The 22,183-nt window shown below is 28.2% G+C and carries 25 protein-coding genes; 17 read left to right on the top strand and 8 right to left on the bottom strand.

What is annotated here, in order from left to right; translation table 11 throughout:
• The first annotated feature begins 217 nt into the window (after nucleotides 1–217).
• From E5347_RS06380 to E5347_RS06360, 5 genes are all read left to right on the top strand, one after another.
• Nucleotides 218–1,195 (top strand): MqnA/MqnD/SBP family protein, encoded by a 978-nt coding sequence (locus E5347_RS06380; RefSeq protein WP_136005605.1) that lies wholly within the window; start codon nucleotides 218–220, stop codon nucleotides 1,193–1,195.
• Nucleotides 1,185–1,937: an ABC transporter permease gene (locus E5347_RS06375; RefSeq protein ID WP_243109733.1), complete on the top strand. Its 753-nt coding sequence runs from the start codon at nucleotides 1,185–1,187 to the stop codon at nucleotides 1,935–1,937. Before E5347_RS06380 ends, E5347_RS06375 begins: the two co-directional genes overlap by 11 nt.
• Nucleotides 1,930–2,532, top strand: coding sequence for an ATP-binding cassette domain-containing protein (locus E5347_RS06370; protein WP_136005602.1), 603 nt, complete (start codon nucleotides 1,930–1,932; stop codon nucleotides 2,530–2,532). Before E5347_RS06375 ends, E5347_RS06370 begins: the two co-directional genes overlap by 8 nt.
• A gap of 206 nt (nucleotides 2,533–2,738) precedes the next feature.
• Nucleotides 2,739–3,665 (top strand): cysteine synthase A, encoded by a 927-nt coding sequence (gene cysK, locus E5347_RS06365; RefSeq protein WP_136005601.1) that lies wholly within the window; start codon nucleotides 2,739–2,741, stop codon nucleotides 3,663–3,665.
• A gap of 77 nt (nucleotides 3,666–3,742) precedes the next feature.
• Nucleotides 3,743–4,174: an RrF2 family transcriptional regulator gene (locus E5347_RS06360; RefSeq protein WP_136005599.1), complete on the top strand. Its 432-nt coding sequence runs from the start codon at nucleotides 3,743–3,745 to the stop codon at nucleotides 4,172–4,174.
• A gap of 203 nt (nucleotides 4,175–4,377) precedes the next feature.
• Here E5347_RS06360 and E5347_RS06355 read toward each other — a convergent pair whose 3' ends face one another.
• Nucleotides 4,378–5,001, bottom strand: a complete 624-nt coding sequence (locus tag E5347_RS06355) for a heme oxygenase (biliverdin-producing) (RefSeq protein ID WP_136005598.1) — start codon at nucleotides 4,999–5,001, stop codon at nucleotides 4,378–4,380.
• A gap of 361 nt (nucleotides 5,002–5,362) precedes the next feature.
• Here E5347_RS06355 and E5347_RS06350 point away from each other — a divergent pair, with 361 nt between their 5' ends.
• Together E5347_RS06350 and E5347_RS06345 are read left to right on the top strand one after the other, a co-directional pair.
• Nucleotides 5,363–5,737, top strand: a complete 375-nt coding sequence (locus tag E5347_RS06350) for a hypothetical protein (protein ID WP_136005597.1) — start codon at nucleotides 5,363–5,365, stop codon at nucleotides 5,735–5,737.
• A gap of 85 nt (nucleotides 5,738–5,822) precedes the next feature.
• Nucleotides 5,823–6,461, top strand: a complete 639-nt coding sequence (locus tag E5347_RS06345) for a peptidoglycan recognition protein family protein (protein ID WP_136005595.1) — start codon at nucleotides 5,823–5,825, stop codon at nucleotides 6,459–6,461.
• Nucleotides 6,462–6,693: 232 nt separating this feature from the next.
• Here E5347_RS06345 and E5347_RS06340 read toward each other — a convergent pair whose 3' ends face one another.
• Complete coding sequence (locus tag E5347_RS06340) at nucleotides 6,694–6,945, bottom strand: TIGR03905 family TSCPD domain-containing protein (RefSeq protein WP_136005593.1); 252 nt, start codon at nucleotides 6,943–6,945, stop codon at nucleotides 6,694–6,696.
• Between the two features lie 175 nt (nucleotides 6,946–7,120).
• Here E5347_RS06340 and E5347_RS06335 point away from each other — a divergent pair, with 175 nt between their 5' ends.
• Nucleotides 7,121–8,017, top strand: a complete 897-nt coding sequence (locus E5347_RS06335; protein WP_136005591.1) for a YncE family protein — start codon at nucleotides 7,121–7,123, stop codon at nucleotides 8,015–8,017.
• Here E5347_RS06335 and E5347_RS06330 read toward each other — a convergent pair.
• Nucleotides 8,014–8,547 (bottom strand): DUF4364 family protein, encoded by a 534-nt coding sequence (locus E5347_RS06330; RefSeq protein ID WP_136005589.1) that lies wholly within the window; start codon nucleotides 8,545–8,547, stop codon nucleotides 8,014–8,016. The genes E5347_RS06335 and E5347_RS06330 overlap by 4 nt on opposite strands.
• A 130-nt stretch (nucleotides 8,548–8,677) precedes the next feature.
• Here E5347_RS06330 and E5347_RS06325 point away from each other — a divergent pair, with 130 nt between their 5' ends.
• Nucleotides 8,678–9,436, top strand: coding sequence for a polysaccharide deacetylase family protein (locus E5347_RS06325; protein WP_136005588.1), 759 nt, complete (start codon nucleotides 8,678–8,680; stop codon nucleotides 9,434–9,436).
• A 107-nt stretch (nucleotides 9,437–9,543) separates the two neighbouring features.
• The gene (locus tag E5347_RS06320) at nucleotides 9,544–10,233 is read left to right on the top strand and encodes a single-stranded DNA-binding protein (RefSeq protein ID WP_136005586.1); all 690 of its coding nucleotides are present in this window, start codon (nucleotides 9,544–9,546) and stop codon (nucleotides 10,231–10,233) included.
• Between the two features lie 53 nt (nucleotides 10,234–10,286).
• Here the strand turns inward: E5347_RS06320 and dapD are convergent, their stop codons facing one another.
• Nucleotides 10,287–11,000 (bottom strand): 2,3,4,5-tetrahydropyridine-2,6-dicarboxylate N-acetyltransferase, encoded by a 714-nt coding sequence (gene dapD / locus E5347_RS06315; protein WP_136005585.1) that lies wholly within the window; start codon nucleotides 10,998–11,000, stop codon nucleotides 10,287–10,289.
• Nucleotides 11,001–11,153: 153 nt separating this feature from the next.
• Here dapD and E5347_RS06310 point away from each other — a divergent pair, with 153 nt between their 5' ends.
• From E5347_RS06310 to E5347_RS06280, 7 genes are all read left to right on the top strand, one after another.
• Nucleotides 11,154–11,690 (top strand): cob(I)yrinic acid a,c-diamide adenosyltransferase, encoded by a 537-nt coding sequence (locus E5347_RS06310; protein WP_136005584.1) that lies wholly within the window; start codon nucleotides 11,154–11,156, stop codon nucleotides 11,688–11,690.
• Between the two features lie 15 nt (nucleotides 11,691–11,705).
• Complete coding sequence (locus E5347_RS06305; RefSeq protein ID WP_136005582.1) at nucleotides 11,706–12,842, top strand: pyridoxal phosphate-dependent aminotransferase; 1,137 nt, start codon at nucleotides 11,706–11,708, stop codon at nucleotides 12,840–12,842.
• Between the two features lie 602 nt (nucleotides 12,843–13,444).
• Complete coding sequence (locus tag E5347_RS06300) at nucleotides 13,445–14,365, top strand: ABC transporter permease (RefSeq protein ID WP_136005580.1); 921 nt, start codon at nucleotides 13,445–13,447, stop codon at nucleotides 14,363–14,365.
• A 14-nt stretch (nucleotides 14,366–14,379) separates the two neighbouring features.
• Entirely contained in the window at nucleotides 14,380–15,339 is a 960-nt protein-coding gene (locus E5347_RS06295; protein ID WP_136005579.1) for an ABC transporter permease, read from the top strand.
• 12 nt (nucleotides 15,340–15,351) lie between these two features.
• Nucleotides 15,352–16,359 carry an ABC transporter ATP-binding protein gene (locus E5347_RS06290; RefSeq protein WP_136005577.1) on the top strand — a complete coding sequence of 336 codons (1,008 nt, stop codon included), beginning with the start codon at nucleotides 15,352–15,354 and terminating at the stop codon, nucleotides 16,357–16,359.
• Nucleotides 16,359–17,339: an ABC transporter ATP-binding protein gene (locus E5347_RS06285; RefSeq protein ID WP_136005575.1), complete on the top strand. Its 981-nt coding sequence runs from the start codon at nucleotides 16,359–16,361 to the stop codon at nucleotides 17,337–17,339. Before E5347_RS06290 ends, E5347_RS06285 begins: the two co-directional genes overlap by 1 nt.
• Nucleotides 17,340–17,394: 55 nt before the next feature.
• Nucleotides 17,395–19,023: a peptide ABC transporter substrate-binding protein gene (locus E5347_RS06280; protein WP_136005574.1), complete on the top strand. Its 1,629-nt coding sequence runs from the start codon at nucleotides 17,395–17,397 to the stop codon at nucleotides 19,021–19,023.
• Nucleotides 19,024–19,062: 39 nt separating this feature from the next.
• Here the strand turns inward: E5347_RS06280 and E5347_RS16840 are convergent, their stop codons facing one another.
• The 4 genes from E5347_RS16840 to E5347_RS06265 all read right to left on the bottom strand — a co-directional run bounded on the left by E5347_RS16840 (nucleotide 19,063) and on the right by E5347_RS06265 (nucleotide 22,157).
• Complete coding sequence (locus E5347_RS16840; protein WP_168354916.1) at nucleotides 19,063–19,227, bottom strand: hypothetical protein; 165 nt, start codon at nucleotides 19,225–19,227, stop codon at nucleotides 19,063–19,065.
• Between the two features lie 294 nt (nucleotides 19,228–19,521).
• On the bottom strand, nucleotides 19,522–20,277 hold the full coding sequence (gene dapB, locus E5347_RS06275) for a 4-hydroxy-tetrahydrodipicolinate reductase (protein ID WP_136005573.1): 756 nt from the start codon (nucleotides 20,275–20,277) through the stop codon (nucleotides 19,522–19,524).
• 9 nt (nucleotides 20,278–20,286) lie between these two features.
• Entirely contained in the window at nucleotides 20,287–21,165 is an 879-nt protein-coding gene (gene dapA, locus E5347_RS06270; protein ID WP_136005571.1) for a 4-hydroxy-tetrahydrodipicolinate synthase, read from the bottom strand.
• Nucleotides 21,165–22,157: an aspartate-semialdehyde dehydrogenase gene (locus tag E5347_RS06265; protein WP_136005570.1), complete on the bottom strand. Its 993-nt coding sequence runs from the start codon at nucleotides 22,155–22,157 to the stop codon at nucleotides 21,165–21,167. Before E5347_RS06265 ends, dapA begins: the two co-directional genes overlap by 1 nt.
• Between the last annotated feature and the right edge of the window lie 26 nt (nucleotides 22,158–22,183).

Here is a 22,183-nt window from a genome sequence, read left to right as displayed (position 1 = left end):
GTTGCAATAAAGTTTTATATTTTACTAAGTTGTAATTATAGCTAAAATATATTAGTTTATAAGTTATGTGCTCAACTTATAAAAAATTAATCAATTGATTATTTCAATTAATGTAATTTATATTTTAAATTATTCTTAACTTAAAATATCATAAATACTTAAAAAGTAGATTATTTATTGAAAGAAATATATAATGGATTTATAAGGGGGAATAGATATGAAGAAAAGAAGTAGAATTGTAATTAGTTTAATAGCATTATTTATTATGGCATTGTCATTTGCAGGATGTGCTAAGACGGAAGAAGATGTGGTAAAAACAGATATATCTTTTGTAGCACCTAATGGAGTACCTTCAACGGCAATATCGAAGATGATAAAAGAAAATATTCAAGTTGATAAGAAATATAATATTAATTATTCCATTGAAAATACAGCAGATACTTTAGCTGCATCAGTTATGAAGGGGGAACCAGACATAGCAATAGTTCCATCTAATCTAGCAGCACAAGCTTATAATAAGGGTTTAGGTTATAAACTTGTAGGAACTACTGGTTTTGGAGCTTTATATTTAATTTCAACTGAAGGTGAAATAGATATTGAGAACTTAAGTGGTAAGGAAGTATATAACATTGGTAATGGACTAACTCCAGATATTGTTTTTAAAGCTTTATTAAAAGAACTTAATATTAATGATGTTACATATAGTTATGTAGGTGGGGCAACAGAACTTGCACCGGCTATATTAGGTGGAAAAGCTAAATATGCAGTGGTTCCTGAACCTGCATTAACTACTATACTAAGTAAAAATCAAGATATTAAAGTTATTGGAAGCCTAAATGATATTTGGAAGGAAAAATTTAATAGTGAAAATGGATTTCCACAAGCAAGTTTAATTATTAAAGAAGATTTAATTAGTAATAATAATAAATTTGTAAAAGAGCTATTAAAAGAAGTAGAAAGTTCAATAAATTGGGTTAATGAAAATAAAAAGGATGCTGCAACTTTCTCTGTAGATAATGGATCACAGGTAGATGTAAATATCCTTGAAAAATCAATTGAAAATAGTAATATTACTTTTGTACCAGCAGAGGATAATAAAGAAGATTATATTAATTATTTTAAGATCCTAGAAGCTGCAAATGCTAAATCAATAGGAGAAAAAGTGCCAGATGAAGAGTTCTTCTATGAAGGATAAAAGACTTATATTTATTTCTATTACACTATTAAGTATTATTTGGATAATTATTTCTAATATTATTGATAATTCAATTTATTTACCAAAGGCTAATGAAGTGGTAAATGAAATTATAACAATATTTAGAGACAAGAGTTTTTTGTTAGACATTGGATATTCGTTGTTTAGGGCAATAATTAGTTTTTTAGTAGCATCTATAATTGCAATATTATTGGGTGTGTTATCAAGCTTTAATAAATATATTTACAACTTTTTTTATCCTATTAATTCAATTATTAAATCAATTCCCAATATTGCTTTTATTTTAATTGCATTAATATGGCTAAATAAAAACTCTTCACCTTACTTAATAGGTATAGTTATATCATTTCCTATTTTATATGAAACAACTATAAATTCCATCTTAAATAGCAATGAGCAGTTAGTAGAGATGTTAGATATTTATAAGATCACATTTAAAGAGAAACTTAAAAACTTTTATATGCAATCTGTTTTTATTAATATATCTCAAATTGCTACCTCTACTTTTTCATTAGCTTTTAAGGTTGTTGTTGCAGGAGAAGTATTTGGGCAACCAAAGTATGGTATAGGAACAGCAATACAAGGAGCAAAGATTAACTTTAATACTCCAGGAATTTTTGCTTGGATAATTATTGTTGCTTTGCTATCTTATATTTTAGATAAGGTAATTCTTTTTATAATTAAAAAGTCTTTAAAAGGTGGGAGATATTTAATTGATTAAGTATGAGAATATTAATATTTCTTTTGGAGATAGAATACTATATAAAGACTTCTCTATTGATATTAAAGAAAAAGATATAAACTTTATTATGGGAGAGTCTGGAGTTGGAAAAACAACACTTATAAAATATATTATGGATAACCTTTTAATGAAAGATGAAGATATTAGTGTTGTATTCCAAGAACCGAGGCTTTTACCTTGGAAGAATGTTTATGAAAATTTAGAATTAGTACTAAACAAGAAGTGTACTAATAAGGAAAAAGAAATAAAAATTAGATATATATTAAAAGAATTGAACTTAAATAACTGTGAAAATTTATATCCACATGAATTAAGTGGAGGTATGAGGCAACGTGTAAGTATTGCTAGAGCATTATTATATGATGGGAATATATTTATTATGGATGAGCCTTTTAAAGGATTGGATAAAGAAAATAAAAATAAAATTATTGATTTTATTTATTCATATTTAAAGGAAAAAGAAAAAACCACTATTATAATTAGCCATGATGTTAGTGAGATAACTAGAGTGAAAACTAATTGTATATATTTAAAAGGCGAACCAGTGGCTTCAGAAATTATAAATTTAACCTAAAATATTAATAGTTTAATAGAAGAATTGAATATTTGTTTTTTCACATAAGATAATTTTAAATGACTATAGGGGTTTGTATCAAAATTTGATACAAACTTTTTTTTCTAAAATATTCAAAAAAGGTATTCACAAATTAAGTAAAATAGAGTAATATATAATTAAAAGAAAAACATATCGGAATAGTAGGAAAAAGAGGAGAGATTAATATGGCAATAGCAAAAAGTTTAGTGGATTTAATAGGAAAAACACCACTATTAGAATTATCAAACTATAATAAAGAAAACGGAGTGGTAGGTACAGTAATAGCAAAACTTGAATACTTTAATCCAGGTGGTAGTGTTAAAGATAGAATTGGATTTGGTATGATAGATGATGCAGAAAAGAAGGGATTACTAAAGAAGGATTCAGTAATTATAGAACCAACTAGTGGTAATACAGGTATTGCATTAGCTTATATAGCTGCAGCAAAAGGGTACAAGTTAATTTTAACAATGCCAGAAACAATGAGTTTAGAAAGAAGAAATCTTTTAAAAGCTCTTGGAGCTGAATTAGTTTTAACACCTGGATCAGAAGGTATGAAGGGTGCAATAGCTAAGGCAAATGAAATAAAGGATTCAACTGAAAATTCAATTATACTACAACAATTTGAAAACCCAGCTAATCCACAAATTCACAGAGTAACTACTGCAGAAGAAATTTGGTCAGATACAGATGGAAAAGTTGATTTCTTTATATCAGGAGTAGGAACTGGTGGTACACTTACTGGAGTAGGTGAAGTTTTAAAAGAAAAGAATCCAAATGTTAAGATAATAGCAGTAGAACCAACAAATTCACCAGTTATAGCTGGAGGAAAGCCAGGTCCTCATAAGATTCAAGGAATTGGGGCTGGATTTATTCCTAAGAATTTAAATGTTTCAATTATTGACGAAATTATAGCAGTAGACAACGAGGAAGCTTTTAAGGCATCAAAGGACTTAGCTAGAACAGAAGGACTATTAGTAGGAATATCTTCTGGTGCAGCAATAGTTGCAGCAACAAAATTAGCACAAAGAGAAGAAAATAAAGAAAAAAATATCGTTGTAATCTTACCAGACACTGGAGAAAGATATTTATCTACTGATTTATATAAATAATTTAAACAAAGTCATTGCTATTTATAGTAGTGACTTTTATTATTAAGATATAGAATAATGAAGAGAAAGGTGATAAAGTGAAGATTTCAACTAAGGGAAGATATGGATTAAGAGCTTTAATTGACTTAGCAATTAATATGGAATCAGAAAATGTAAGCATAAAAGCAATTTCAGAAAGACAAAGTATTTCAGAAAGATATTTAGAACAAATATTTTCTTTGCTTAGAAAGGCTGGAATTATTCTTGGAAGAAAAGGAGCCCAAGGTGGATATATATTAGGAAAAGAACCTAAAGATTTGACTATAATAGATATATTGAAGGTGCTAGAAGGAGACAGTATATTTATTGATATTAATGATAAGGAAGAAAACGATTTGGAAGCCTTTATTAATAAAAATTTATGGAAGGATATTAATTTAATAATTAGGGATTATTTTACGTCCATTACCTTGGAAGACTTGGTAGATAATTATAAAAAATCTAAAGATAATATTATTTATTATATATAATAAAAAGGTACTGTCGTACAATGAAAAATTAAGAATGAAAAATTAATGAAAAAACTCCAGGAGGAATTTTGAAAAGAAATTAATTTTAGTAATTCTGTAAGAATTATATCAATAATTCTTAATTTTAATTCCAAATGGGGCTGTTTCTTAAAAAGCCCCATTTGTAAAATATACTAAGTAAAAATGTCTAGAAAAATTATGGATTAATTATTTTTTGCATCAAGTTCATTAGACATAGCCATATTATATATATATGAGTTTGAGATTTCAATTAAGAATTCTTCCTTTTCGGCATCAGTTAATTCTAAAGTATTTAACATATTATGATAATTCATTACATAAGCCTTCATATCTTTTAAATCTTTATAAACATAATAGTTTAATGAGGTATCTTCTAAGTTATAATGTTCTTGAAGTATTGAGTAAAATATTCTACCACCAAATAAATCAGCTAAGAATCTAGTATAAGCATGAGCTATTATATACTTTGGATTTTTTTCTACTATAGAATTAATTCTATCTACATATGCAATAGTTGAAGCTAATTTTTCTATACTATTATCTTTATTAAGAGCCTCAATATCTTTTTTTATTTCAGCAGCTCTATAGATTTCTTTAGTTACAAATGGTTTAACAGATTCATTATTTTCTAGTTTATCTAGGTTATGTTCGATTGCTTCATATACAAAATATAAATTATATATATATTCTATATAGCTTTCTTTTGAAGCTTCCTTGTTTAATAATTTTTTTGTAAAGCCTGAGCTTTCAGCTGCCTTATGCAATACATTAGTCTTGTTTCTAATATCAATCATAAAATTGTTCATATTTATCTCTCCAATCGATAATAATTATCATTTATTTCAATATACTATTATTGAAAATAATTATCAAATCTTGAATAAAGGCAAAATAAGTAAATATAAGAGATTAGCTATATTATCCTTTCATTTTGAACTGTGTTCATAAATGTTTTTAAATGAAAAATTTAGCAGTTATTTAATGAGATTAGCAAATTAATAAAATTAATTATGAAAAACTTTATAATAATATTACTATACTAAAAAGAGAAGGTAGATTTTGTTATATTAACAATTGAAAATGTTTAAATAGCCACTTAAGATGTTGAGATTAATAGGCGTAAGTGTTAATATTTAATTGTAAAAGAGAATATGGAGGTTGATTATTATGATAAAAACTAAATCTAATAGCTTTTTAAAGTTCAGTTTTATTTTTATTATTAGTTCATTAACTTTATTTGTTTTAGGAAGTATTATTTCTAATGTTAGTGGTACTCCAATTAAAGATGTAATGTTTATTGAAGGAATTGTAGTACTAATGTTATCTGTCTTTTCTTTAATAGAAGGGAATACTACCTTACCGTCTATGCAAGAGTTCGGGCGAATAAATCCTCAATATCTTGTTAATATGATTTTAGAATCAAATGAAAATGCTAGAAAGAAAATAAATAGAAACTCAACATTAAATATTCAACTAGATATAAGTAGTCTTGGTGTTATAGTAGCGGCTTTGATTTCAGTAATTTTTAGCTTTACTTTTTAAAATAATTCTTTTAACTTTTGTTATAAATAATCATTGTATTAAATAAGTATAATATAGATTAATATGTGTATTTAATAGGTGATTAATGTTTATTGCAATAAAAATAAAAAAGAAGCTAGTATTACTTATAATTATTATAGTACTAGTGGTTATAGGTACAGTGATTTTTAGGGAGGCTCTTAGGGAATATCTTAAAATAAGTTATAAAAAGTTTTATTTTGCAAATCCTTCATATGAAGAAATAATAAATTTAGAAAAAGATTTAAATATTAATAGAATTGATTATAATTGGACAGAAGATCTTATCTTTAATAATAAACCTAGAAAAATAATATTTCACCATGCTGCAAGAAGTATATGGGATCCAGAAGGAATTAATGAATTCCATAAAAGTAAGGGGTGGAAGGGCATAGGTTATAATTATTATATTAGGAAAGATGGAAGTATTTATTTGGGAAGAGATGAATATGCTGAAGGAGCTCATACTAAAGGAGAAAATAGTAGTTCTCTTGGGATTTGTTTAGAAGGAAACTTTGAAGAAGAAGAAATAACAAAAGAACAATTTGAAAGTATAGAAAAACTTACTCATTATTTAATATTGAAATATGATATATATAAGATAATGGGTCACAGAGATGTGTACGAAACCCTTTGTCCAGGAGAAAATTTTCCGTTAGAGTATATAAAAGAAAAGGTGTTAATTAATATAAAATCTATATCTTAAGATATAAATAGATTTTTAGTATAAAAATTTAATTTACCAAATTATATAAAATTAAAAATAGTTAGTAAGAATTAATTTTTAAAATTTATATTATAAAATTTAAAGTGAATAATGAAAAATAATTTAAAATTTTTATTATAGTTTTGAAAACACTTATTTTTAGTAATTCTGAAAGAATTACATCAATAATTGCTAATTGATAACTGTTAATTGTTAATTGAAAAAAGGCTGTTTATACAGCCTTTTTTAAGTATTCCTCTAATGCTTTAGATAATTGATCAGGACATGAACTGCTTTTTTTGCCACATTCTATTCCTTTTAATTTTTCTATAACATCATTGATATTCATATTTTTTACTAAAGCTGAAATTCCCATTAGATTTCCTTGGCAACCTCTAATAAACTGTACATCTTTAATAATATTATCTTGAATATCTAAATGTATTTCTGTAGAGCAAACCCCTTGTGTTTTATAAACGAACATTATGTCACCTCCAATATTATGTACATTAATTATATATTCAAATCTGTAAAAAATAAAGCTAAAATGCAGAATAATAGAATTAAATATCAAAAGTTGTCTCATCTTAAAGGAATTAGACATATTATATTTATATATGTAGAAGGATAATTAAGGTTATAAGATAAGGAGCTTTTGTATGAAATCTTTAATTATATGTAATACTGGAAATGACTCAATAATTAAGATACCTTTATTAAAAGATAAATTAAACATTAGTTATGAGGTAAAGGAACTAGTTTTAAATAAGGGTGAGAAGCCTTTGGGACCTACTAGTATATGTATTAAGGATAATAAAGGATACGTTGCTAACAGCTATAGTAATTCATTATCTGTTATTGATATTGAGGGGATGGTTGAAGAAGAAGTAGTTTATGTAGGTGCTAATCCTAATGATTTAGTTAGATATGAGAACAAAATTTATATTGTTTGTTCAGAATCAAATACTGTTGTTTTGTACGATATAGAAGAAAAGAGAATAATTTTAGATATTAAGGTTAATAGTTGGCCATATAATATTGAAATAAGTGAAACATATAAGATTTTATTTATTACTAACTTTCAAAGTCATAATATTTCAATAATCGATATAAATACAAATAAAGTAGTTGGAGAATTAGTTACATTAGAGTATCCAACTAAAATAAAAGTGTCTAAGGATGGTAAATTCTTATATGTTTGTGAAAGTTATATGGGAGATAGGAGCAATGGATATATTGAAATCTTTAGTTTAATTACTTTAAAATCCTTAGGTAAAATTGAAGTTGGAAAAGTTCCTATAGATATTTTTGAAGATGAAAATATAATTTATATTAGTAATTTATTAGATGGAAGTATTTTTTGTATAGATATAGGTACTTTTAAGTTAATAAAAGAGATTAATATTGGAAGTATGCCTAGAGGTGTTATTAAGTTAGATAATACTATTTACGTAATAGATTATTTAAAGGGAAGACTCATATGTGTGGATTTACAAAATAATAAAACTAAAGTCATAACAGTAGGAAAAGAGCCTAATGCTATGACTTTATATTAACTTTCATCGCCAAATAATGAGTCCATAATCTTTATGTATATATCTGATGGGTTTGCTTTCCATCTATTGCATAAAGATAATGCTTGCTTTTTAGTAGGAACAGATACTTTTAATGACATTAATAAATTATCATTTTCTAATGCTTGTAAATCTACAAGGAAGGAATTATCTTTACTTATAGTATAATCACTGTGAATAGTAAGTTCCTTTTTAATAGAATCAATAATTGAGTGAAGATAGTCATCGATTATCTTCTTTTTTATTGTAGAAATTCTATCTGTGAAAAAGGATAGTGTACTTGCTCCTTTATCTGTAATATTAATTAAGTTTTTATCATTTACTATTTCATATCTTAAAAAATCAGAAGATATTAGTTCACTTATATATTGTTGAAGTGTAAAGTAATTTATAAAATTGTTTTCTAAAATTATTTCTGTTAATTGTGTATTAGTAATAGGTTGCTTTAAAGAATCCATTACATATAAAACTAAAAGTTTATTTTCTGCAAGTTCTGCTGAGTTTTCGTACATACTAAACCTCCCTCTTTAGAAAGTATATAACTATTATATCATATTATTGAGGAAAGGATAATATAAAGAGAGTCATTATTATGAAAAAATAAGAATATAAATTAATTAAAGTAATAGATAGGAGTTATATGTGAAAAGAAGATATAGAGTTGGAATTAGGGTGCTTTTATTAGTTTTTGTAATAACCATTTCTTTTGTTTTAGATGGAAGAGCTATTTCAATTTTTAATGAGGTTCAAGATAAATTACCTATATACAGGGTAAATAAAGATGCAAAAGAAGTTTCTTTAACTTTTGATATTAACTGGGCAGAAAATGATGAACTTCCTAGAATATTAGAGGTACTAGATAAATATAATGTAAAGGCAACCTTTTTTATTATGGGAGGTTGGGTAAATTATAGCGAAGATAATAAAAATAAATTAATTATGATTAAGGAGGGAGGACATGAAATAGGAAACCACAGTTATATTCACCCTATGTTTAGTAATATTAATGAAGGTAGGATGAAGGAAGAACTAGATAAGACAAATAAAACTATTGAAGAGGCTATTGGAGTAACACCTAAATTATTTCGTTTCCCAAGTGGAGATTATAATAAACAATCATTAGACTATGTAAAAAGTCAAGGATTTGTGCCAATACAATGGGATATAGACTCTGTGGATTGGAAAGAAAAAGGAGCTGATGAAGAGTATAATAGAGTTATGAAAAAGGTTAAAGAAGGCTCTATAGTGCTATTTCATAACAATGCAAAATATACTCCTGGAAACCTAGATAAAATTATAAAAACACTAAAAGAAGAAGGATATGAGTTCTTACCAGTAGGCGAAATGATGTATCAAGAAAATTATTATATTAATGATAATGGTGAACAAATAAAAAAATAATTAAAAAATATTGAAAAATGATGATATAATGTATTATAATGGAAATATCCCTATGGGGTTGTTAATCAAAAGAAATAAAATATTACTAAGGGAGAGAGGGGTTAGTGATGGACAACATGATGTTAAATAACAAAATTTATTTAGAAGGAAAGGTAATTTCAGGTCTAGAATTCAGCCATGAAATGTATGGGGAAGGGTTTTATACGTTTTCTATGGAAGTGATGAGACTAAGCGATTCAGTTGATATTTTAAACATAACTGTATCAGAAAGATTAATTGCTAATATGGATCTATCAATTGATAAGGAAATAATAGTTGATGGACAATTAAGATCTTATAATAAGTTTGTGGATGGTTCAAATAAACTTATATTAACTGTATTTGCTAGAAATATTGAACCTTGTATAGAAAGAAGCAAAAATCCTAATGAAATATTCCTAGATGGATTTATTTGTAAGGAACCCGTTTATAGAACAACACCATTTGGAAGAGAAATAGCTGATGTTTTACTTGCAGTTAATAGAGCATATAATAAATCAGATTATATTCCTACAATTGCATGGGGTAGAAATTCAAGATTCTGCCAAAGCTTAGAAGTAGGAGATAATATTAGGGTATGGGGAAGACTGCAAAGTAGAGAGTATCAAAAAAAGGTCAATGATAGTGACGTAGTTAAAAAAATAGCTTATGAAGTTTCTGTTTCTAAGATGGAAAGGGTTCAAGAAGAAGCAGAAGAAATTAGTGATGGAAATGAAGTAAGTGAAGTAAATGAAATAAATGAACAAGAAGTTATGTAATAAAAGGTGAAAAGCTAATTGCTTTTCACCTTTTACTTTAACTGCTATGTAGCTTATTTTCTTAAATCATCTAATATTTTAGTTTTATCCTTAGTTTGTTCATCAACGGATTTTACTATTTTAGCTGGACTTCCTGCAACTACTACACCAGATGGAACATCTTTTACTACTACAGATCCAGCAGCTATTACAGATCCATTGCCAATCTTGATTCCTTCTAATATAACTGCATTAGCTCCTATTAAGACATCATCTCCTATTTCACATGGAGACTTGCTAGGTGGTTCTAAAACACCAGCTACAACTGCACCAGCTCCAATATGTGATCTTTTACCAATAATAGCCCTAGCACCAATAACAGCATTCATATCTACCATAGTACCTTCACCTATTTCAGATCCTATATTAATAACAGCTCCCATCATAATAACGGCGTTCTTATCGATTTTAACTCTATCTCTAATTATAGCACCAGGCTCTATTCTTGCATCAATGTTTACTAAATTAAGCATTGGAATAGCAGAATTTCTTCTATCATTTTCAATTCTATAATGATTTATTAAAGCTGAATTTTTTTCTATAAAGCTTCTTACTAATGGTGCTTCTCCAAAAATAACATAAAAATTATTACTACCATACCATTCTAAGTCATCAAACCTTAAATTACTTAAATCTCCGTTAATATATGCCCTAACAGGTGTAGTCTTTTTTGAATCTTTTATAAATTTTGCTATTTCGTATGGATCAGTTAAGTCGTTATAATTCATTTGCTTTCCTCCCCACTATAAACTTAAGTTGAAAAGATTATATCAATATATTAAAATGATATCAATACGATTGGAAGAAAAAGTATTAAAAATAAGAAAATTTAATAAGTATTATATTAAATGGTAAATTTACTCAAAAAAGGAGAATGAAATATGAAGTTAGAACAAGGTTTAGTTCAAATATATACTGGAAATGGAAAGGGCAAGACTACAGCTGCTATTGGGCAAGGAATAAGATCCTATGGTAATGGCTTAAAAGTTTTTATGCTACAATTTTTAAAGGGAGGAGAAACAGGAGAACTTAAAACTGTTATGGAGCTAGGAGAAAACTTCAAAATATTTAGATTTGAAAAACCAAAGGATTTTACTTGGAATTTAAATGAAAAAGAGCTTGAAGAGTTAAAGTTAGAAATAAGAGATGGATATAACTTTATTTTAGATGTAATTAAAAATAATAAATGTGATGTTTTAATTATTGATGAGGTTATGGCAGTACTTTCTAATAAATTTTTAACTGTAGATGAGGTTTTATATATTATAGATAATAAACCTAAAAATATGGAGCTTATTATGACTGGAAGAAATGTTCCAAAGGAAATAATAGAGAAGGCGAATTTAGTAACAGAAATGAAACCTATAAAGCATTATTTTGAAGAGGGAATAGATGCAAGAAAGGGTATTGAGTATTAAGTTAGGGGCTAATATATGAATTATAATTTAGATGATGTTCAAATATCTGGCATAAGAAGGTTTTTTAATAAGGTAAAGGAAGTTCCAGGAGCAATATCACTTACCTTAGGACAGCCGGATTTTGCAATGCCAAAAGAAATAAAGTTAGGAATGATAAAGGCTATAGAAGAAGATAAAACAATATATACTGATAACTTAGGAGTTCCAGAGTTACGAGAAGAAGTAAGTATTTATTTAAAATCTAAAAATATCAATTATAGTAAAGAGGAAATATGTATAACTGTAGGTGGGAGTGAAGGATTATTTTCAGCAATTGCTTCAGTTATTAACAAAGGAGATAAGTTACTAATACCTACGCCAGGATATCCTGCATATGAAAATATAGTTAAAATCTTAGGTGGAGTAGTAGTATATTATAAACTAAATGAAGATTTCACTATTAACATAGAAGAATTAGAGAGTCTAATTGTTAAAGATGATATTAAATATATGATTTTATCATATCCATCTAATCCTACTGGTGCTATTCTAAATTATAAGGATTACTGTAAGTTAGTTGATCTTATTAAAAAATATAATTTACTAGTAATAACAGATGAGGTATATGAAGCATTTTCATATGAAGGGTATTATAGTATTGCAATGAATGAAGATGTGAAAGACAATATTATATATGTAGGAAGTTTTTCTAAAATGTTTTCTGCAACTGGAATTAGATTAGGATTTATAGCTACTAATTATAAGATTATAGATGAGATAACTAAAGTTCATCAATACTGTGTGTCCTGCGCTAATTCTATAGCTCAATTTGGAGTTACAGAAGGTCTTAAAAGTGGACTTTACAATATAGATATAATGAAAAAGGAATTTATCTTAAGGAAAGAGTATGTAGAGAAAAGGCTTAAAGCTATGAATTTAGATTTTATTTCACCAAAAGGAGCCTTTTATATATTCCCTTCTATAAAAAAATTTAATCTAACATCTGAAGAATTTTGTCTAAGACTTCTAAAAGAAAAGAAGGTGGCTTGCGTTCCTGGAGATGCTTTTGGATATGGTGGAGAAGGATATATAAGGATATCTTATTGCTATTCAAAAGAAGAACTTAAAGAAGCTTTAGATTCCATTGAGTTATTTATAAAAGAATTACATTAACTTTAAATACTTTAAATAAGATATATTAGATTTTAGATAGTTTACGAGTAGTTTAAAGATGAATAAAATAGGCTGCGTTGATAAGCGGCCTATTTTAATTATGTTGTATAATTTAGTAAAATTTAAATATTATATATAAAAGGTCAACAAATGTAATTAGATTAAATCTAATAAAAAAGTAATGTATATATAGTTTATATTAATTATACTTTTTTTATATTTATTCTAGTTAATTTAATATTTTAATGAAAATGTTAAAGAAATATGTACGTTAGAAATGGACAAATTATATAAAATGTACGAGGAAATGCCGATGCAAGCAAATGAAAAGAATTAAAAAATTAACAATTTAATAATAATTAGAAAAATGAAGGATTAATAATTATACTTGCATAAATTAAGTAAAAATGCGATTGTAAGCGTTTACCAAAATATAAATATTGTATTTATAGATTTTGAAAAAAAGCTTATTTATTTTGATATATTGATAATATAATCAATATAAAATTAAAATGTTAATTGACAAATTTATATTATATAATATAATTATTAATATCTACAAAGTTGAATGCTGTAGAATTATGAATGGGGGTTGAAAACAAATGGTAAAGTATGTAGGAAAGAGACTTTTAACTAGTTTAATCACTATTTGGGCAGTAGTTACAATAGTTTTCTTTCTAGTTAGAATGATGCCAGGTGGTCCATTTGATGGAGAAAAAATCACACCTGAGATGAAAGCACAATTAAATGAAAAATATGGGTTGGACAAGCCTGTTGGTGAACAATATACAATTTATATGAGCAATTTATTAAAAGGTGATTTTGGTAAATCAATGAAATATAAAGGTAGAGATGTATTAACAACGATTGAAAAAAGTTTCCCGAACTCAGCTAAAGTAGGAGTTGTATCAATAATTTTCTCAGTTGTAGTTGGTGTTGCTTTAGGTATTATAGCAGCATTAAAAGCCGATAAATGGCCGGATCGAGTTTGTATGATACTTTCAACCATAGGAATAACCATTCCTAGTTTCGTTATGGGTACCTTCCTGATATTTATATTTACATATCAGATGAAAGGATTCCTACCAGCAACAGGGCTTAGTAAGCCTACTAATTATATAATGCCAGTTATTGCTCTTTCAGGAAGTTCAATGGCATTTATAACAAGACTTACAAGAAGTAAATTAATTGACGTATTAAAGTCAGATTATATTAGAACAGCAAAAGCTAAGGGGTTAAGTGGAAGAACAGTAGTATTTAAACATGCTTTAAGAAATTCACTTATTCCAGTAGTAACATATTTAGGACCTTTAGTAGCAGGAGTATTAACAGGTTCGTTTGTAGTAGAAAAGATATTCGCAATTCCTGGACTTGGAAATGAATTTACTTTATCTATTACTAATAGAGATTACACATCATTATTAGGGGTTACTGCATTCTACTGTACATTAATAGTAGTATGTAACTTATTAGTTGATATAGTATATGTACTAATTGACCCAAGAATTAAGCTAGAAGGTTAATGGGGGGTAAAGAAATGGAAAACTTGAAAGTTGATTTAGATTTAGATAAAGAATTATTTACTCCTTTAAGTGATGAGGAAAAGAAATTTGATCAAATAGTTAGACCTAGTGTTGGTTATTGGGCTGATGCGTGGAGAAGACTTAAAGGAAATAAAGTAGCACTGGTTTCTTTAATTATGATTATCATTATAGTTATCTTTGCGTTTTTAGGACCAATTTTAATGGAAAAAATAATGGGATATACATATTATGATACAAATCTGCAAGGTACTGATATAAGACCTAATGCACAGCATTGGTTTGGTACTGATAACTTAGGTAGAGATTTATTTGTAAGAACTATGTATGGTGCAAGATATTCTCTAATAATAGCAATTTCTGCAGCAGCAATTAACTTAGTAATTGGAGTTTTATATGGAGGAATTGCAGGATTCTTTGGTGGAAAAGTAGATAATATTATGATGAGAATAGTAGATGTACTTTACTCTATTCCAACTCAAATATATGTAATTATTTTAATGGCTACATTTAAGAAAGAAGGATCAACAGGTCTTACAACAATTATTTTGGCAATGGCAATTTCTTATTGGGTTGGTATGGCTAGAATAGTAAGAGGGGACATCCTTCAATTAAAGCAACAAGAATTCGTTCTTGCAGCTAAGACTCTTGGAGCATCTAAGACTAGAATTTTATTTAGACACTTAATACCAAACTGTATGGGTTCAATATTAGTTACTTTAACTTTATTTGTACCTCAAGCTATATTTACAGAAGCTTTCTTAAGTTTCATAGGTTTAGGTATTAATGCACCACTTGCTTCATTAGGTACTTTAGCAAATGATGCTAGCGGATTATTAAGTACAGCAGCTTATCAATTACTATTCCCAGCAGGAGCGATTTGTTTAATTATATTAGCATTTAACCTATTTGGGGATGGTTTAACTGAAGCTTTAGATCCTAAGAATAAGAGATAGGAGGAAGGACAAATGAGTAAATTATTAGAAGTTAAGAACTTAAAAACCTCCTTTAGAACACATATAGGTGATGTACAAGCTGTAAGAGGTGTATCTTTTCATCTTGATAAAGGAGAGGCTTTAGGTATAGTTGGAGAATCAGGATGTGGTAAGTCTGTAACTATGATGTCAATTATGAGATTATTAGCAGACAATGCAATGATAGATTCTGATGCAATTATATTTAATGGACAAGATATTAGTAATCCAACAGAAAAGGAAATGCAAGAAATTAGAGGAAATGAAATGGCAATGATTTTCCAAGATCCTATGACTTCTTTAAATCCTTTATTTACAGTTGGAGATCAATTAACTGAACATTTAATTAAACATAAAAAAATATCTAAAAAAGAAGCTAATGAATTAGCAATAAAAATGCTAGATATGGTAGGGATTCCTAGTCCTGAAAGTAGACTTAAGCAATTTCCACATGAATTTTCAGGTGGTATGAGACAAAGAGTTATGATAGCAATGAGTTTAATATGTGAACCAAAGCTTATTATTGCAGATGAGCCTACAACAGCATTAGATGTTACAATTCAAGCACAAATTTTAGATTTAATGAAAGATTTAAAAGATAAGATTAATACATCTATTATATTAATTACTCACGATTTAGGAGTAGTTGCTGACCTTTGTACAAGAATTAATGTTATGTATGGAGGTATAATTGTAGAAGAGGGTTCAGATAAGGATATATTCTATAATGGAAAGCATCCATACACATGGGGATTATTAAATAGTGTTCCAAATCCAATGAGTGAAGTAAAAGAAAAATTAACACCAATTGAAGGACAACCACCAGATTTATTAAAACCACCAGTTGGATGTCCATTTGCAGCAAGATGTAAATATGCAATGAAGGTTTGTTTACAAAAACAACCACCTTTATTTGAAATTTCAGAAGGGCATAGAGCTGCATGTTGGTTATGTCATGAAAATGCACCAAAGGTAGAATCACCAATTAGGAGGGAAGAGTAATGGAAAAAGAAAAAGATATAATATTAGAAGTGAAAAATCTTTGTAAGTACTTCCCTGTAAATAAAGGTATGTTTGCTAAAAAAAGCTTTGTAAAAGCAGTTGATGATGTATCTTTTACTATTAGAAGAGGGGAAACTTTAGGATTAGTTGGAGAATCAGGCTGTGGTAAAACTACTACTGGTAGAACTATTTTAAAGTTATATGAACCAACTTCAGGTGAAATTATTTTTAATGGTGAAAATATAACTAAGTTTAGTGAAAAGAAGATGGTTTCTTTAAGAAAGAATATGCAAATGATATTCCAAGATCCATATGCATCTTTAAATCCTAGAATGACTGTTGGTGATATTATAGGTGAAGCTATCGATATCCACGGTTTATATAAGGGTGAAGAAAGAAATGAAAGAATTAGATATCTTTTAGATAGAGTTGGATTAAATGGAAGTCATATTAATAGATATGCACATGAGTTCTCAGGTGGACAAAGACAAAGAATAGGTATTGCAAGAGCTCTTGCAGTACAACCTGATTTCATAGTATGTGATGAACCTATATCAGCATTAGATGTATCTATTCAAGCACAAGTTATTAATATGCTTGAAGAGTTACAAGAAGAGTTTGGGTTAACTTATCTTTTTATAGCCCACGATTTATCAATGGTTAAGCATATTTCAACTCATATTGGAGTTATGTATTTAGGAAAAATGGTAGAAAAAGGACCAGCAGATGATGTTTATTTAAAACCAAAGCATCCATATACTCAAGCTTTATTATCATCTGTACCAATACCAGATCCTGAAATAGCTAAATCAAATAAGAGAATAGTATTAGAAGGAGATATTCCTTCTCCTATAGATCCACCAGTTGGATGTAGATTTAAAGGGAGATGTAAACATGCTATGCCTATTTGTGGGGAAGTAGATCCAGAACTTAAAGAAGTAGAACCTGGACACTTTGTATCATGTCATTTATTTAAATAATGGTAATTATTGCATAAGCAATTTTTATAAATAATAAATTTAAGGGGGAAAAACAATGAAAAGCAATAAGCTTAGAAAAATTTGTGCAGTTGCACTAACACTTGCACTTGGAATGTCTGTTTTCGCTGGATGCGGAAGTAGTAATTCTGATGCTTTAATCTACAACTTAGGAGAAGACCCAGAAACAATCGATCCTACATTAAATACTTCTTCAGGAGCTGGTTCAATTATTGATAATGCTTTTGAAGGATTAATGAGATTAGATGAAAACGAAAAGGCAATACCAGGTGTTGCTACAAGCGTTGATGAATCTGAAGATGGATTAGTATATACTTTCCACTTAAGAGAAGATGCTAAGTGGTCAGACGGACAAGGCGTTACTGCAAAAGACTTTGAATACTCTTGGGTAAGAGCATTAGATAAAGAAACTGCAGCAGAATATGCTTATCAATTATTCTATATTAAAAATGGTCAAAAGTTCAATGAAGGTAAAGCTACTAGAGATGAACTTGGAATAAAAGTTATTGATGACTATACTTTAGAAGTTACTTTAGAAGCTCCTACAGCTTACTTTAAGGAACTTACTGCATTTACAACTTATATGCCATTAAGAGAAGATATAGTTTCTGCTGATCCAGAAGGATGGGCTCTTGATCCAGCAACTTATGTTTCTAATGGACCATTCAAGTTAGTTCAATGGGATATTAAAGATCAATTAGTATTCGAAAAGAACGAAGAATACTGGAATGCTAAGGAAATTAAATTACCAGGTGTTGTTTTCAAATTAGTTACTGATCAAAATACAGCTTATGCTTCATTAAAGGCTGGAGATTTTGATATGGTTGATACTGTACCACCAGCTGAAATAGCTGCTGGACAAGAAGAAGGTTTAGTTACTATTTATCCAAACCTTGCTACTTATATGTTAGTACTTAATGTAGGTAAGCAATCTACTTTACCTGAAGATGTTAAGAAGGCATTAAATAATCCTAAGGTTAGAAAAGCATTAGCTATTTCAATAGATAGAAAAGCTATAGTTGAAAATGTTACTAAATCTGGACAAGTACCAGCATATAGTTATGTACCAAAGGGAATTTTAAATGAAGAAGGTAAGGATTTTGCAGATAAGGAATACTATGATGCAAATCAAGCTAATGTAGAAGAAGCTAAGAAGTTATTAGCTGAAGCTGGATATCCAAACGGAGAAGGACTTCCTACATTAGAATTCATGTATAATACTGAAGGAGATCATAAGTTAGTAGCTCAAGCTATACAACAAGACTGGGCTAAAATTGGTGTTAATGTAGAATTAACTAACCAAGAATGGAAGGTATTCTTAAATACTAGACAAGAAGGACAATATGAAATTGCTAGACATGGTTGGTCTGGAGACTATGTTGATCCTATGACATTCTTAGATTTATGGTTAACTGGCGGTGGAAATAATGATGCTGGATATTCAAATGCTGAATATGATGCATTAGTTAACCAAGCTAAAGCTGAAGGTGATCAAGCTAAGAGATGGGAATTAATGAGACAAGCAGAAGATATATTAATGGAAGATATGCCAATAATTCCATTATACTACTACACTAAAGTTAAAGCAGCTAAGCCAGAAGTTAAGGGTGTTAGAGTTTCTACTTTAGGACATGTATTCTTTGATAAAGCTTATATTGAAAAATAATATATAAAAAATTAGAAGAGTCTTTCGACTCTTCTTTTTTTAATTTCCAGCTTTATTTATATGTTGACTTGAAAAGCCTTCTCTTTTAACTGATTTATGTTTTGCATTAGGATTATGATTGTGACCTTCTTCTGTTAATGGAGTTTGATAATTGCATTTCTCCATTCTAGCTTTTTTATTATCTATTTGACTATCCTTTGCCATAAAATATTCCTCCTTATAAAATGCTCTCAATATAGTTTAAGCAGATAAAGAAAAAATATTAGTTGTTTTAATATAGAATGAAGATAAAATTACAAATACAAAAGAGACTGTATATGGATGATTTAAAAACTTAATCTTATATAGTTACTTTTAGTTAATAAAGAATTAAAGAAAAAAACTCCTTTCGGAGTTTTTTAAATAAATCTTTTTAGTAATTCCTAAGGAATTAGATCCTAAATTTTTCATTCTTAATTCTTCATTTTTCATTAATATAGTAGTTGCTTTATACAACTACTATATTCCAAGCACGTCTTCCATATCATAGATTCCTGCTTCAGTTACATTATTCATATACTCAGCAGCTTTTAATGCTCCAACAGCAAATACTTCTCTAGAAGCTGCTGAGTGGGATAATTCGATTACTTCAGATGCTCCTGCAAAGATTACATCATGTTCACCAACAATTGTTCCACCTCTTACAGCATGTATTCCGATTTCATTCTTTTCTCTTTTTGATTCTCCGCTTCTTCCGTAAGTATATTTAGTTTCTTCCTTAATACTATCCTTTATAGTGTCTGCGAGTAAAAGAGCAGTACCACTTGGGGAATCCACTTTTTGATTATGGTGTTTTTCTATAATTTCAATATCATAATTACCATATAATACTGGAACTATTTTCTTTAATAGTGAATTAATTAAATTAATTCCTAAGGACATATTTGCAGATTTAAATATTGGAATGACTTTACTTTGTTCTTTAATTAAGTCTAGTTGCTCTTCTGTAAAACCAGTAGAGCATATAATAATTGGTTTCTTACTCTCTATTGATAGATCTAGTAAGTCATTTAAGGCTTCTGGTCTAGAAAAATCTATTAATACATCATAATCTATATTAACAAGAGAGGCATTTTCAAAAATTTCAAATTTAAGATCATCACATTTAAATTTATCTATACCACCTACTATAGTGATATTAGGAAAATCTTTTGCGGATTCAACTATAACTCGTCCCATCTTTCCGCAACAACCATTTAATAATACTTTAACCATAAGTTACTCCTAAATTAAATTATATTTAAATAATGAAGCTTTTAATGCTTCAAGGTTTTTATCATCCATGTCATACAATGGTAATCTAAGTTCACCAACTTCTTTGCCCATAAGGTTCAAAGCAGTTTTTACAGGGATAGGATTAGTTTCAACAAATAATTTCTTTATTAAATCTATATATTCTATTTGTAGATTTTGAGCTTCTTTGATATTACCTGATAAATAATTATAAGCCATATCATGCACAGCATTTGGAGATATATTTGAAAGTACAGAAATTACTCCTATGCCACCAAGTGACATTATAGGAATTATTTGATCATCATTTCCTGAATAAATATCTATTCTGTCTCCGCATAAAGATTGCATTTCAGCTATTTGTGATATATTTCCGCTAGCTTCTTTTATTGCAATAACATTATTTAAAGAAGATAATTCATTTAATAAAGATGGAGTTATATTAACACCAGTTCTTCCAGGAACATTATATAAAATTATAGGTATATTTACTTCATTATTAATAGCTTCAAAGTGTTTTATTAGTCCTTTATTATTAGTCTTATTATAATAAGGTGTAATGACTAATAATCCATCAGCTCCAACAGATTCAGCGTACTTACTCATTTCAATAGATTCTTCAGTATTATTTGAGCCAGTACCAGCAATTACAGGAATTCTTTTATTAACTTTATCTACGGTAAATTTAATAGTTTCTTCTTTTTCTTCTTTTGACATAGTACTTGCTTCTCCAGTAGTTCCACAGATAACTATGGCGTCTGTATTTTCTTTAATTTGCCATTCTAATAATTCTTCGAGTTTTTCGAAGTTTACCTTATTATCCTTAAATGGTGTAATTATTGCTACTGCCGAGCCTTTGAAAATTGACATTAATCATCACTCCCTGTTAATAGTTCAGCTATTTGAATTGCGTTTAAAGCAGCTCCTTTTCTTATATTATCAGATACTACCCATAAGTTTAAGCCGTTAGCGATACTGAAATCTCTTCTAATACGACCTACAAAAACATCGTCTTTGCCACTTGCCATTAAAGCAGTAGGGTATTTTAATTCTTTTAAGTCATCATAAACTGTGATTCCTTTAGTTTCATTAAATAATTTGAATATATCTTCTATTTCATATGGATTTTCAAGCTCTACATTAATACTTTCACTATGACTATTTAAAACAGGTACTCTAACTGCAGTTGCTGTTATTTTTAAATTATTATTATGAAGGATTTTCTTTGTTTCCTCAATCATTTTAATTTCTTCTTTAGTGTATCCATTGTCTAAGAATACATCTATATGAGGTAAACAGTTACCAGCAATAGGATAAGGGAATTTTTTAGGTTCAGCACCTTTATTGCCTTCAATTAAATCATCGATTCCTTGCTTACCGGCTCCGGAAACAGCTTGATAAGTGGAAAATACTATTCTCTTTATTCCATACTTACTTAATAAAGCTTTTAAAGGTACCATTGCTTGAATTGTAGAACAATTTGGATTAGCAATTATTCCTTTATGCCATTTAATATCTTCAGGATTTACTTCAGGAACAATTAAAGGAACATCCTTATCCATTCTAAAAGCACTTGAATTATCAATTACTGTGGCACCGTAAGATGCAAATACTGGTGCGAATTTTAAGCTTACGTCTCCACCAGCTGAAAATAAAGCAAAATCTATTTTTTTATCTTTGATATTTTCTTCAATAGTATCTTCAATAACTATCTCTTTTCCTTTAAAAGTTACTTTTGAACCTGCAGATCTTTTTGATGCAAATAGATATAAATTTTCTAATGGAAAATTCCTTTCCTCTAATATTTCTAAAAACTTTTTACCTACGTTACCTGTAGCCCCAACTATAGCAACATTGTACATAATTTTGTCCCCCTTTTATTTTGTTA

This window comes from Clostridium sartagoforme, from assembly GCF_004794105.1.
Taxonomy (GTDB): domain Bacteria; phylum Bacillota; class Clostridia; order Clostridiales; family Clostridiaceae; genus Clostridium; species Clostridium sartagoforme_B.
Note: the sequence above shows the minus strand (reverse complement) of the source record. Positions and strands in the feature narration are given on the sequence as shown.